Origin of the sequence: Sphingomonas sp. CFBP9019 (assembly GCF_034045155.1) — a bacterium.
Lineage (GTDB): Bacteria > Pseudomonadota > Alphaproteobacteria > Sphingomonadales > Sphingomonadaceae > Sphingomonas > Sphingomonas aerolata.
Genome location: NZ_JAXCWK010000004.1, coordinates 355,548 through 367,611, shown reverse-complemented (window position 1 = coordinate 367,611; position 12,064 = coordinate 355,548). Strand labels below are relative to the sequence as shown.

The following is a 12,064-nucleotide window of genomic DNA, read 5'->3' as shown; positions in this document are numbered from 1 at the left end:
TGACCGGACGGACGGGATTAGCCGCCTGCGCTCAGGTTGACCGCTGCATACTTGCCGCGACGATCGACTTCGAGCTCGAACTCGAGCTTGTCGCCCTCGTTCAGCGTGGCCATGCCGGCACGCTCGACCGCCGAGATGTGCACGAACGCGTCAGGCTGGCCATCATCGCGCTGAATGAAGCCGAAGCCCTTCATCGCGTTGAAGAACTTGACCGTACCCGTTGCCTTCTCACCGGTCAGCTGGCGCTGCGGCGCGCCGCCTGCACCACGATCGGCACCGCCACGGGGTGCACCCGGGCCGGCATCGCGATCACGCGGCGGACCACGATCGGTCACGGCCATCGGCTCGCCATCGATCTTGAGATCGGTTGCCGAGATGCGGCCACCACGATCAACGAGCGTGAAGCCGAGCGGCTGACCCTCAGCGAGAGCGACCATGCCAGCCTGCTCGACTGCGCTGATGTGCACGAACACGTCCTCGCCGCCGTCATCGCGAACGACGAAGCCGAAGCCCTTCTGTGCGTTGAAGAACTTTACGACGCCGGTGCCTTCACCAACGACCTGGGGGGGCATGCCGCGCCCGGCGCCACCGCCGCCGCCACTGAAGCCGCCGCCGCCGCCGCCGCCGCCGCGGTAACCACCGCCGCCACCGCCGCCGAAGCGATCACCGCCGCCGCCGAAGCTGCTGCCGCCGCCGTAGCTGCTGCCACCGCCACCATAGCTGCTGCCGCCGCCGCCGAACCGGTCACCGCCGCCGCCGAAGCTGCTGCCGCCACCGAAATCGTCGCTGCCGCCGCCGAAGCTGTCGCGCTTGTCGCGGCCACGCCCGCCACGGTTCCCGCGGCCACCTTTATCGAAACCCATAAGCCCTGATCGTCTTCCCGGTTCGCCCGCAAAATCTCTCCAAAAGCCGGCGTGTCCGGACGACGAACGCGGGCCCTCGGGCGCGAAACCTTTTGCGCCTTGGGGAAGGGCATAGCGCAAAAATCAAGCTATCGCGAACAGAATCTTGTCCGCTTGCTCCATTGGCGATGATCGCGGCAAAAGCATGGCGCACCCGCGTCATCGCGGAGGACCATTGAGCAAGGCGCCCCCGACCGCTAGGGCCACCGCATGACAGTGTATCTTCATGAAGGCGACATCCCGTCCGGGATCTTCGCACCGGGCGCCTCGATTGCCGTCGACACCGAGACCATGGGCCTCATCACGCCGCGCGACCGGCTCTGCGTCGTGCAGCTGTCGGATGGCGGCGCAGATGAACATCTCGTCCGGTTCGCGGCCGACAGCGACTATGCGGCGCCCAACCTCAAGGCGCTGCTCGCGGATCCGGAGCGGCTGAAACTCTACCATTTCGGACGATTCGATATCGCCGCGGTCCAGCATTATCTCGGCGTCGTCGCGGCGCCGGCCTATTGCACCAAGATCGCGTCGCGACTGGTCCGGACCTATACCGACCGGCACGGCCTCAAGGAGCTGGTCCGCGAACTGCTGGGCCAGGACGTGTCGAAGCAGCAGCAATCCTCCGACTGGGGGAGCCCGAATCTCAGCGAGGCGCAGAAAGACTATGCCGCGTCCGACGTCCGTTTCCTGCACCGGATGAAGGAAGAGCTCGACAAGCGGCTGATTCGCGAAGGCCGCATGGAGCTCGCGCAGAAATGCTTCGACTTCCTGCCGACCCGTGCCGCGCTCGATCTCGCCGGATGGCCCGAGATCGACATCTTCGCGCACGCCTGACATGACCATGGCGCCCCCGTCCGACGCATCGGCGAAGACGATCCGGCAGGCCCGCTCGCCGCGTCAGGTCTGGGCGGCGCCGGGCAGCCGCCACGACCGCGTCGTCGGACTGGCGCGACTCGGCCTGCCGACCGCGATCGGCGTGCTGACCGCATTCCTTGTGATGGCGCCGCTGACCGCGGGCGGCGACGTGTCGTTCGTGCTCGACAAGAACAAGGTCGAGGTCGCGCAGGAGCGCATGAAGCTGCAGGCCGCGCAATATCGCGGGCAGGATTCGAAGGGCCAGGCGTTCACGCTCGACGCCCGCTCGGCGATCCAGAAGAGTTCGGCGGAGCCGATCGTGCAGCTCAACACGCTGAGCGCGCAGCTCCAGCTCGCCGACGGCCCCGCCAACATCAGGGCGAATTCCGGGCGCTACGACATGGACACCGAGAAGGTGCAGCTCAACGGCCCGCTCAACGTCACCGCTCCCAACGGCTATGACCTGAAAACCACCAATGCGACGCTCGACATGCGCGCGCGGACGATGGACAGCGGCAGTGCGGTGACGGGAACCGTGCCGCAGGGCGTGTTCAGTGCAAACAAGCTGCATGCCGATCTGGAAGCCCGCACCGTCAGGCTCGACGGCAATGCGCGCTTGCGGATCGTGCCGCGAGGGCCGAAATAGCCGCCATGCGCCTCATACCAAGCTCCGTCCTCCTGATGCTCTCCGCGCTCGCGGCGACCGGCGTCTCCGCGCAACGTGCGCACAACTCGAACGCGCCGATCGATTTCGGTGCGGACCATATCGAGCTGCAGGACAAGGCGAACCGTGCGGTGCTGAACGGAAGCGTGTCGGTCAAGCAGGCGGACATGACGCTGAATTCGGCGCGGATGACGGTGGCCTATACCGGCGAAGTGGTCGGCGGGAACCCGCAGGTGTCGCGCCTCGACGCGTCGGGCGGCGTGACGGTGCGCCGGCCGGACCAGACCGCGAAGAGCCAATATGCGATCTACGACCTCAACCGGCGGGTGATCACGATGCTCGGCGCGGTGACGCTGACCCAGGGTGGCAACACCGTGAATGGCGGGCGGCTGACGATGAACCTCGATACCGGTCGCGCGGTGATCGACGGATCGTCGGTCCGCGGCAGCGGCGGCGCGACGGCCAGCGGCGGCACCGTGACCCAGACGGGCGGGCGCGTGACGGGCACCTTCTCGGTTCCCAAGCGCAACTGATCCGATGCGCGCACCGCCGGTCATCCGCGAAACCCGCCAGCCGAGCGCCAGCCGCTTTTACCCGCCCGCCCTCAGCAAGGCCAAAGCCTGATGGATGCCCCCACGCTGCCCCCGATCGAAACCCCCGGCCCGCACGGCGACGCGATCGTCGAAGCGCCGACGACCAACGGCCTTCAGGTCGTGTCGATCGCCAAATCCTATGACAAGCGCACCGTCCTGACCGATGTGTCGGTGTCGGTCGGGCGTGGCGAAGTGGTCGGGCTGCTCGGGCCGAACGGCGCCGGCAAGACGACGTGCTTCTATTCCGTGATGGGGCTGGTGAAGCCCGATTCGGGCCGGATCATGCTCGACGGCGACGATATCACGCGCCTGCCCATGTATCGCCGCGCGATCCTGGGTCTTGGCTATCTGCCGCAGGAAACCTCGATCTTCCGCGGGCTGACGATCGAGAAGAACATCCTGACGGTGCTCGAGCTGTCCGAGCCCGACAAGGCGGTGCGCGAGCGCAAGCTGAACACGCTGCTCGAGGAGTTCGGGCTGACCCGGCTGCGCGCCGCGCCCGCGATGGCGTTGTCGGGCGGCGAGCGGCGCCGGGCGGAGATCGCCCGCGCGCTGGCCGCCGAGCCGTCGATCATGCTGCTCGACGAGCCGTTTGCGGGCATCGATCCGATCTCGATCGCCGACATTCGCGACCTCGTGAAGGATCTCAAGCGCCGCGATATCGGCGTGCTGATCACCGACCACAATGTCCGCGAGACGCTCGACATCGTCGACCGCGCCTACATCATCTACGATGGCCGCGTGCTGTTCTCGGGCAGCCCGGCCGAACTGGTCGCGGACGCGAATGTCCGCCGCCTCTATCTGGGCGAGGGCTTCTCGCTCTAGTGTCATGAGCCTCGCGCCTCGCCTGGACCTTCGCCAATCGCAGTCGCTGGTGATGACCCCGCAATTGCAGCAGGCGATCAAGCTGCTGGCGTTGTCGAACCTGGAGATCGAGGGGTTCATCGCCGAGGAGATCGAGCGCAATCCGCTGCTCGAGGCGGGCGCCGCGGACGATGGCGACAGACCCGACCGCGAGCCCGGCCCGGATCCGGACGCCGCCGCCCGCGACGCCCCCCGCGACGAACGCGTCGCCGCCGACGAGCTGGTGAGCGGCAGTGTCGGCAGCGACGAGCCCGCGCTCGACATCGACTATGCGACCGAGAGCCATCACCAGGACAGCGTCGCCGACGGTGGCAGCGGCACCGACGGCGCGCTGTCGATGAGCGGGGCCGGCGCGGGCGGTGGCAGCGATGGCGACGGGAACGGTCTCGATCTGGACGGCTTTGCCGATACTGGGCTCAGCCTTGCCGATCATCTGCTGGCGCAGGCGGGCCCCGCGATCGCCGCGGATGATGCGTTCGTCGCGGCGCATCTGATCGACCAGATCGACGAGGCGGGGTATCTGACCGTACCGCTTCTCGAGATCGCCAACCGGCTGGGCGTCGCGCTTGCCCGGGTCGAGCATGTCCTGGCGGTGATCCAGACCTTCGACCCGACCGGGGTGGGCGCGCGCGACCTGGCCGAATGCCTGACGATCCAGGCGCGGGAGGCGGACCGCTATGACCCCTGCATGGCGCGGCTGATCGAAAATCTCGACCTGCTGGCGCGGGGCGAGATCGGGCGCCTGAAACGGCTGTGCCAGGTCGATGACGAGGATATGGCGGACATGATCCGCGAGCTGCGCGGCTATGATCCGAAGCCCGGATGCCGGTTCGGCGGCGAACCGAGCCGCGCGGTCGTGCCCGACCTGTTCGTCGCGCGAACCAAGAGCGGGTGGAGCATCGAGATCAACACCGCGACGCTGCCGCGCATCCTCGTCAACCGCAGCTATTACACCGAACTGGCCCGGGGCGAGCAGGACAAGGCGTCGAAGGCGTGGCTCAGCGAGTGTCTCGCCAGCGCGAACTGGCTGGTCAAGGCGCTCGACCAGCGGCAGCGCACGATCATCAAGGTCGCAACCGAGATCGTGAAGCAGCAGGAGGCGTTCTTCCTCCACGGCGTCGCACATCTTAGGCCAATGACGCTGCGGATGGTCGCCGACGCGATCGAGATGCACGAATCGACCGTCAGCCGCGTGACCAGCAACAAATATGTCTCGTGCGGGCGCGGGCTCTACGAGCTGAAATATTTCTTCACCTCGGCGATCCAGTCGGCGGATGGCGGCGACGCGGTGTCGGCCCAGGCCGTCAAGAGCGCGATCAAGGCCCTGATCGCGAACGAGGGTGCCAAGATCCTGTCCGACGATACTTTGGTGGAATTGCTCGACGGCAAGGGCTTCGACATTGCCCGGCGCACCGTTGCCAAATATCGCGAGGCGCTCGGCATCGGCAGTTCGGTACAACGCCGCCGCGCGCGGGCGCTCGAGGGTACGGGCTGACGCTTGCCTTCGCACCGGATCGGCGTAGCGTCCGGCTTGCATCACGGGGGGGCCCAGACCGATGAAAGACCTTTCCACCAGCCGTGATGGCGACGCCGAGTACGTGGCGACCTCCCCACCGATGATCGCGGCCGAGCCCGATGGCGCGCCACGCATCGCGGTGCTCGATATCCTGCGCGGGATCGCGATCCTCGGCATCCTGTTCATGAACATCAACGACATGGGCGGGTCGCTCTACGCGTCGTTCGACGATATCCGGCATTTCGGCTGGACCACGCAGGACCAGATCGCCTGGTGGCTGCGCGAGGTGATCGCCAACGGCACCGCGCGCTGCATGCTCGAGATGCTGTTCGGCGCCGGGATGGTGATCCTGACCGACCGCGCCGCGCAGCTGGCGGGGACGCGCGTGGTGATGAAGCGCTATTATGCGCGCAACCTGCTGCTGTTCGCGTTCGGCGTGGTGCACATCCTCGTCCTGCTGTGGCCGGGCGACATCCTCCACACCTATGGCCTCGCGGCACTGATCGCCTTCCTGTTTCGCGGACTGCGACCCCGCCTGCTTCTGACCATCGGCCTGTCCGCGGCCGCGCTGCAGTTCGCCGGCGGCACCTACGGCTATGTCTCCACCACGCAGACCCAGGCGCAGGTCGCTGCGATCGAGAGCGCGCAGCGCGACGGGCGACCGGTCACGGTCGCGGACCGCACACTGCTGACCAAGGTCGCCGAGGGGGCTGCAAAACGCGCCAAGAGCAAGGCCGAGGATGCCGCGCGGATCGCCGCCGAGGACAAGGCGCGGACGGGCAATTTCAAGACCTGGGCGGCGTATCAGTGGAGCGTCATCGCCTATCTGCAGAGCCGCGGGCTCGAGCTGGTGTTCGTGTGGGAAGCGGCCGGCGTGATGCTGATCGGCGCGGCGCTGTACAGGCTCGGCATCCTCCAGGGCGGACGATCGCGCGCCTTCTATGCGCGGATGACGCTGATCGCCTACGGGATCGCGATCCCGCTGCGGATGATCGGCGCGACGGAGCAGATGCGCTTCGATACCGCGCCAAAGACGCTCTGGGCGACCGCGGAGGTCAGCCGGCTGGCGATGACACTCGGCCATGTCGGCGCCGTCCATTTGCTGGTCGGGACGATCGTCGGCGCGCGGCTGTTGCGCCCCTTCGCCGCCGCGGGCCGGACCGCGTTGTCGCTCTACGTGCTGCAGACGATCATCGGCCTGTGGATCCTGTTCCCGCCCTTCGCGCTCGGGCTGTACGGCCAGTTCGGCTGGGCGGCGCTGATGGGGATCGCGCTGGCGATCAATATCGGCCTGTTGTGGCTCGCCAATGCCTATCTGCGCGCGTTCAATATCGCGCCGGTCGAATGGGCGTGGCGGTCGCTGCTCGAGCGGCGCCGGCTGCCGTGGCGCAAAACGCGTATCACCCCCGCGATGCGGACGGCATCCGCCTAGTCGTCCTCGTCCTCGAACCCGACCAGCGCCAGCGCGCGCGCCTTGATCTGGCGGGTCATGCACCAGTGGACGAGCGCATCCTCACGGCCATGCGTGACCCATACTTCGCGCGGCGCGATCTCGGCGAGCGTGTCGATCAGCTCGTCCCAGTCGGCATGGTCGCTCAGGATCAGCGGCAGCTCGACATTCTTCTGCCGGGCGCGCCCGCGGACGCGCATCCAGCCGCTCGCCATTGCGGTGATCGGGTCGGGCAGCCGCCGCGACCAGCGATCGTTGAGCGCGCCGGGCGGGCACATCACGACATGCCCCGCCATGTCGGCCTTCTTGGCGTCCGCAACCGGCAGCAAGGTACCCAGCCGGACGCCGTGATCGGCGTAGAGGTCGCACAGACGCTGGAGCGCACCATGGATGTAGATCGGCGCCTCATGCCCCCGCGCGCGAAGTTCGGCGATCACGCGCTGCGCCTTGCCGAGCGCATAGGCCCCGACCAGCACGCAGCGGTCGGGATTGGCGTGCAATGCGGCGATCAGCTTGTCGATCTCGTCGCCGGTATCGGGGTGGCGGAAGACCGGCAGGCCAAAGGTCGCCTCGGTGACGAAGACGTCGCATTTGACGGGCTCGAACGGCGTGCAGGTCGGATCGCTCCGCCGCTTGTAATCGCCCGAGACGACCACCCGTTCGCCGCGATAGTCGAGCACGATCTGCGCCGAACCCAGGACATGGCCGGCGGGGACGAAACCGATATCGACCTCGCCCATGCGGATCGTCTCGCCATAGGCGACCGGGTGACCCGATTGCGGACCATAGCGCGCGTCCATGATCGCCAGCGTCTCGGGCGTCGCCCAGACCGCGGCATGGCCGCCGCGCGCATGATCCGCATGGCCGTGCGTGACGAGCGCCCTCTCGCTCGGGATCGACGGATCGATCCATGCGTCGATCGGCTTGACGAGGATGCCGTGCGGATGCGGTTCGAGCCAGTCGCCGAGTTTTGCCATCATGCTACTACGCCCGAGCCATGGCTGCGGTGCCACGCGCGACAGCGGAGCGACACCGGCGCGGCCGCCTAGCGCCGCCGGCCGACCTTGACTGACTTCAGGATCGCATCCATCCGCGCCGCGGCAACCGCCTGGGTCGGTGCATTGCGCGGCGGCGGCGATCCCGCCTTGGCCGCATAGGTGATCCGGTCGACCGCGTAGCAGGTGCCGCCGATGACGCTGCGCAGCGTGAGTGCTCGGACCTGCTGGCTCATCCCGGCGTCGCCCGTCTCATAGGTCGCCCAGCGCTGGCCGCCGAGCGTGCGATCGGCGAGGCGGCGGCTGTTCGCCGATGTCAGCCCGTCGGTGGTGCAGCGCGCGATCACCGCCGTGCTCCGGCTGAAGCCGACCTGGATCATCTCGGTCACCTGCCCCTGCCCGTCGGTCGGCTTTGCGACCTGCCAGAACCGGACGATGCCGACGCCCCGCCCGGGCAGCGTGCCGTCCCACATCGTCCGCCAGCCGCTGGTCATCAACGCGCGGCCGGCAAAGTTGCGCGTCGGGGTCAGGCTCGACGGATAGGCGAGGCGAACCGTGCCGCCTGCGCCGACGAACTTCTGCGTCGCCGCCGTCGCATTGGCAAAGGGCAACAGCGCGATCAGGGACAGCGGCGCGAGATGGCGAAGAATCGACAAGGTTGGTCTTTCACAGGCTAAACAGATCGATGGTCCGACAAATCGCCGACCGGGCGGGCGCCGTCCATGGCGTTGCGGCATAGTGCACCCATATGACGACCATGCGTGAACAGGCCGTGAGCGACCTTCCCCCCCAACTCGATGACTGGTTCGCGACACGGGGCTGGCGGCCGCGCCGGCATCAGACCGACATGCTGGCGCAGGGACGCGCCGGGCGCCACGCGCTGCTGGTCGCGGCGACGGGGGCAGGCAAGACGCTCGCCGGGTTCCTGCCGACGCTCGCCGAGTTGATCGAGGAGCCGACCAGCGGGCTCCACACACTTTATGTCTCGCCGTTGAAAGCGCTCGCGGTCGACGTCCAGCGCAACCTGCTGACGCCGATCGAGGAAATGGGCGTCGACATCCGCGTCGAGACGCGCACCGGCGACACGCCGTCGGACCGCAAGGCGCGGCAACGCGTGAAACCGCCGCAGATCCTGCTGACGACGCCCGAATCGCTCTCGCTGCTGCTCAGCTATCCCGACAGCATCACGATGTTCGAGGGCATCCGCACGATCGTGATCGACGAGGTCCATGCGTTTGCGACGGGCAAGCGCGGCGACCTGCTCTCGCTGTGCATGGCGCGGTTGCAGACAATCTCGCCGGGCATGCGGCGCGTCGCGCTGTCGGCGACGGTCGCGGATGCCGAGGGCTATCGCGCATGGCTCGCCCCCGACGGCGATATCGACCAGGTCGCGATGGTGCAGGGCGAGGCGGGCGCGGATCCGGACATCGCGATCCTGCTGCCCGAGGGTCGCATCCCGTGGTCGGGCCATTCGGGCCGCTATGCCGCCGAGCAGGTGATGGCGGAAATCGAGAAGCATGCGACGACGATCGTGTTCTGCAACACGCGCAGCCTCGCCGAGCTGATCTTCCAGGATCTGTGGAAGGTGAATGCGAACACGCTGCCGATCGGCGTCCATCATGGCAGCCTCGCACGCGAGGCGCGGCGCAAGGTCGAGGGCGCGATGGCGGAGGGCAAGCTGCGCGCGCTGGTCGCGACCGCGAGCCTCGACCTCGGCGTCGACTGGGGCAATGTCGACTGCGTGATCCAGATGGGCGCGCCCAAGGGCTCGTCGCGGCTGCTCCAGCGCATCGGCCGCGCCAATCACCGGCTCGACGAAGCGAGCAAGGCGATCCTCGTCCCCGGCAACCGGTTCGAATATCTCGAGGCGCGCGCCGCATTGGACGCGGTCGAGGCGGGCGAGCTCGATCCCGACCTGTTCCGCGTCGGCGCGCTCGACGTGCTGGCGCAGCATGTGATGGCCTGCGCCTGCGCCGCGCCGTTCCGCGAGGAGGACCTGCTCGACGAGGTCCGCTCGGCCCTCCCTTATTCCGCGCTGCCGGCCGAGACCTTCTCGCGCGTGCTCGGCTTCATCAGCGACGGCGGCTATGCGCTCAAGGCCTATGACCGGTTCAAGCGGCTGACGCAGGATGCGGACGGCACATGGCGGATCAGCCACCCGAAGTTCATCGGCCAGCACCGGCTGAACGCGGGGATCATCGTCGAGGCGACGATGCTCAACGTGCGGTTCGGCAATGGCCGCGCGCTCGGCCGCGTCGAGGAAGGCTTCGCGGCGCAGCTCAGCCCCGGCGACACCTTCTTCTTCGCCGGGCTCAGCCTCGAGGTGGTGAAGATGGACACCGAGGACCTGGTCGTCCGCGCAACCTCCAAGCCTGCGCGGATCCCGACCTATGGCGGCAGCCGGATGCCGCTGTCGACCAACCTCGCCGACCGCGTCCGCGGGTTCCTGGCGCATCCTGGCGAATGGGCGCGGTTTCCCGACGATGTGCGCGAATGGCTCGAATATCAGCGGCTTCGCTCGGTCCTGCCCGAACCCGGTCAGCTGCTGGTCGAAACCTTCCCGCGCGAAGGGCGGCATTACATGGTCGCCTACAGCTTCGAGGGGTGGAACGCGCACCAGTCGCTCGGCATGCTGATCACCCGGCGGATGGAAACGCAGGGGCTGAAACCGCTCGGCTTCGTCGCGAACGACTATGCTCTGGCGGTGTACGGGATCGACAAGATCACCGACCCGGCATCGCTGTTCTCCGCCGATATTCTCGAACATGAGTTCGTCGACTGGGTGCAGCAATCGCACCTGCTCAAACGCGCGTTTCGCGAGGTCGCGGTGATCGGCGGGCTGGTCGAGCGCCAGCATCCCGGCAAGCGCAAGACCGGACGCCAGGTCACCTTCTCGACCGACCTGATCTATGACGTACTCCGCAAATACGAGCCGACGCATTTGCTGCTCGAGGCGGCCTGGGCGGATGCGCGCGCACGGATGACCGATGTCGGGCGACTGGCCGGGCTGCTCGACCGCGCGGCGGAAACGATGCTGCATGTCGACCTCGAGCGCGTGACGCCGCTCGCGGTGCCGATCCTGACGCTGATCGGGCGCGAGAAGGTCGCTACCAACACGTCCGACGACGCCCTGCTGATCGAGGCGGAGGCGCTGGCGGCCGAGGCGATGCGGATCGACTGAACGGACGCGAGACGAACCAGGGACGAACGACTTGTCGTCCGTCGGTTTCGGGCGCAGCATCGGGTCATGCGCAGGTGGTCAGGCCCGGTGTTGCTCATCATCGCTGCCCCGGCTGCGGCCCAGCAGTCTGCCCCCGACCCTAGCCCGCAAGCCGCCACCTCGCCCGCTTATGCTGCACCGGTCGATGATGCAGCATCTGCAGCAAACACGGTGATGCTGTTCGGGCAGGACGAGAGCAGGATGACGGTACCCGTGTCGATCGCGGGCACCAGTCCGCAGAAGTTCGTCGTCGATACCGGCGCACAACGCACCGTGATCTCGCGCGAGCTTGCGGCGGTGTTGCGGCTTCAGCCCGGCCGGATCGTCCGCGTCACGGGCATGACCGGATCGGACAGCGTCGCGACCGTGATCATCCCGGCGCTGCGGGTCGGCACGATCGACACCCCGGCGATCGAAGCGCCCGCAATCGCCGCGCAGAATCTGGGAGCGCTGGGGCTGCTGGGGATCGACACGCTGCAGGGACGCGCGGTGGGAATCGATTTCGACACCCGCACGATGACCGTGACGCCCGCGCGCCGGCGCAACCGCCGCGAGCGAACCGAGCGGGGCGAGATCGTCGTCCGGGCGCGCAGCCTGTTCGGCCAGCTCGTCGTCACCGACGCCTATTGCAACGGCGTCCGGATCCGCGTGATCATCGATACCGGGTCGTCGGTCAGCATGGGCAATGCCGCACTGCGCCGCAAGCTGTTGCGCAAGCCGGTCCGGTCGCAATCGATCGCGCTGACCGGTGTTACCGGACAGACGGTAATGGCGCACTATTCGACGATCGATCGCGTCATGATCGGCAGCCTGACGATCACCAGCCTGCCGATCGCGCTGACGGCCGTCGACGCCCCGCCCTTTCGTCAGTTCGGACTGGCGGAACGGCCCGCGATCCTGCTCGGCATGGATGCGCTGACGCTGTTCCGCCGCGTCGACATCGACTTTGCCAATCGCGAGGTGCGGCTTGCCCTCCCGCGCAATGTCACGCAGCGTTGAGGTTGCGTG

Annotated in this window: 11 protein-coding genes; 8 read left to right on the top strand and 3 right to left on the bottom strand. The window is 67.7% G+C overall.

Going from position 1 to position 12,064, the window contains the following annotated elements; translation table 11 throughout:
• Positions 1–17: 17 nt before the first annotated feature.
• Positions 18–863: a cold-shock protein gene (locus tag SOM18_RS13400; RefSeq protein WP_320481816.1), complete on the bottom strand. Its 846-nt coding sequence runs from the start codon at positions 861–863 to the stop codon at positions 18–20.
• Positions 864–1,112: 249 nt separating this feature from the next.
• Between SOM18_RS13400 and SOM18_RS13395 the strand changes: the two genes are divergently transcribed.
• The 6 genes from SOM18_RS13395 to SOM18_RS13370 all read left to right on the top strand — a co-directional run bounded on the left by SOM18_RS13395 (position 1,113) and on the right by SOM18_RS13370 (position 6,823).
• Entirely contained in the window at positions 1,113–1,733 is a 621-nt protein-coding gene (locus tag SOM18_RS13395) for a ribonuclease D (RefSeq protein ID WP_031438839.1), read from the top strand.
• 1 nt (position 1,734) lies between these two features.
• Complete coding sequence (gene lptC / locus SOM18_RS13390) at positions 1,735–2,400, top strand: LPS export ABC transporter periplasmic protein LptC (protein ID WP_235188218.1); 666 nt, start codon at positions 1,735–1,737, stop codon at positions 2,398–2,400.
• 5 nt (positions 2,401–2,405) lie between these two features.
• Positions 2,406–2,951 (top strand): LptA/OstA family protein, encoded by a 546-nt coding sequence (locus tag SOM18_RS13385; protein WP_031438837.1) that lies wholly within the window; start codon positions 2,406–2,408, stop codon positions 2,949–2,951.
• Between the two features lie 90 nt (positions 2,952–3,041).
• Positions 3,042–3,836, top strand: coding sequence for an LPS export ABC transporter ATP-binding protein (lptB, locus tag SOM18_RS13380; protein WP_031438836.1), 795 nt, complete (start codon positions 3,042–3,044; stop codon positions 3,834–3,836).
• Positions 3,837–3,840: 4 nt separating this feature from the next.
• Positions 3,841–5,370, top strand: a complete 1,530-nt coding sequence (gene rpoN / locus SOM18_RS13375) for an RNA polymerase factor sigma-54 (RefSeq protein WP_320481815.1) — start codon at positions 3,841–3,843, stop codon at positions 5,368–5,370.
• 61 nt (positions 5,371–5,431) lie between these two features.
• Positions 5,432–6,823: a DUF418 domain-containing protein gene (locus tag SOM18_RS13370; RefSeq protein WP_081874026.1), complete on the top strand. Its 1,392-nt coding sequence runs from the start codon at positions 5,432–5,434 to the stop codon at positions 6,821–6,823.
• Here SOM18_RS13370 and SOM18_RS13365 read toward each other — a convergent pair.
• Positions 6,820–7,818 (bottom strand): ligase-associated DNA damage response exonuclease, encoded by a 999-nt coding sequence (locus SOM18_RS13365; RefSeq protein WP_031438833.1) that lies wholly within the window; start codon positions 7,816–7,818, stop codon positions 6,820–6,822. The genes SOM18_RS13370 and SOM18_RS13365 overlap by 4 nt on opposite strands.
• A gap of 68 nt (positions 7,819–7,886) precedes the next feature.
• Positions 7,887–8,492 (bottom strand): hypothetical protein, encoded by a 606-nt coding sequence (locus SOM18_RS13360; RefSeq protein WP_031438832.1) that lies wholly within the window; start codon positions 8,490–8,492, stop codon positions 7,887–7,889.
• 116 nt (positions 8,493–8,608) lie between these two features.
• Here SOM18_RS13360 and SOM18_RS13355 point away from each other — a divergent pair, with 116 nt between their 5' ends.
• Complete coding sequence (locus SOM18_RS13355) at positions 8,609–11,017, top strand: ligase-associated DNA damage response DEXH box helicase (protein ID WP_320481814.1); 2,409 nt, start codon at positions 8,609–8,611, stop codon at positions 11,015–11,017.
• A gap of 66 nt (positions 11,018–11,083) precedes the next feature.
• On the top strand, positions 11,084–12,055 hold the full coding sequence (locus tag SOM18_RS13350) for an aspartyl protease family protein (protein WP_042466156.1): 972 nt from the start codon (positions 11,084–11,086) through the stop codon (positions 12,053–12,055).
• Positions 12,056–12,064: the final 9 nt, after the last annotated feature.

Excerpts from the sequence above, each read along its gene's own strand:
- SOM18_RS13400 (WP_320481816.1), bottom strand. The coding sequence starts at position 863 with ATGGGTTTCGATAAAGGTGGCCGCGGGAACCGTGGCGGGCGTGGCCGC.
- SOM18_RS13395 (WP_031438839.1), top strand. The coding sequence starts at position 1,113 with ATGACAGTGTATCTTCATGAAGGCGACATCCCGTCCGGGATCTTCGCA.
- lptC (WP_235188218.1), top strand. The coding sequence starts at position 1,735 with ATGACCATGGCGCCCCCGTCCGACGCATCGGCGAAGACGATCCGGCAG.
- SOM18_RS13385 (WP_031438837.1), top strand. The coding sequence starts at position 2,406 with ATGCGCCTCATACCAAGCTCCGTCCTCCTGATGCTCTCCGCGCTCGCG.
- lptB (WP_031438836.1), top strand. The coding sequence starts at position 3,042 with ATGGATGCCCCCACGCTGCCCCCGATCGAAACCCCCGGCCCGCACGGC.
- rpoN (WP_320481815.1), top strand. The coding sequence starts at position 3,841 with ATGAGCCTCGCGCCTCGCCTGGACCTTCGCCAATCGCAGTCGCTGGTG.
- SOM18_RS13370 (WP_081874026.1), top strand. The coding sequence starts at position 5,432 with ATGAAAGACCTTTCCACCAGCCGTGATGGCGACGCCGAGTACGTGGCG.
- SOM18_RS13365 (WP_031438833.1), bottom strand. The coding sequence starts at position 7,818 with ATGGCAAAACTCGGCGACTGGCTCGAACCGCATCCGCACGGCATCCTC.
- SOM18_RS13350 (WP_042466156.1), top strand. The coding sequence starts at position 11,084 with ATGCGCAGGTGGTCAGGCCCGGTGTTGCTCATCATCGCTGCCCCGGCT.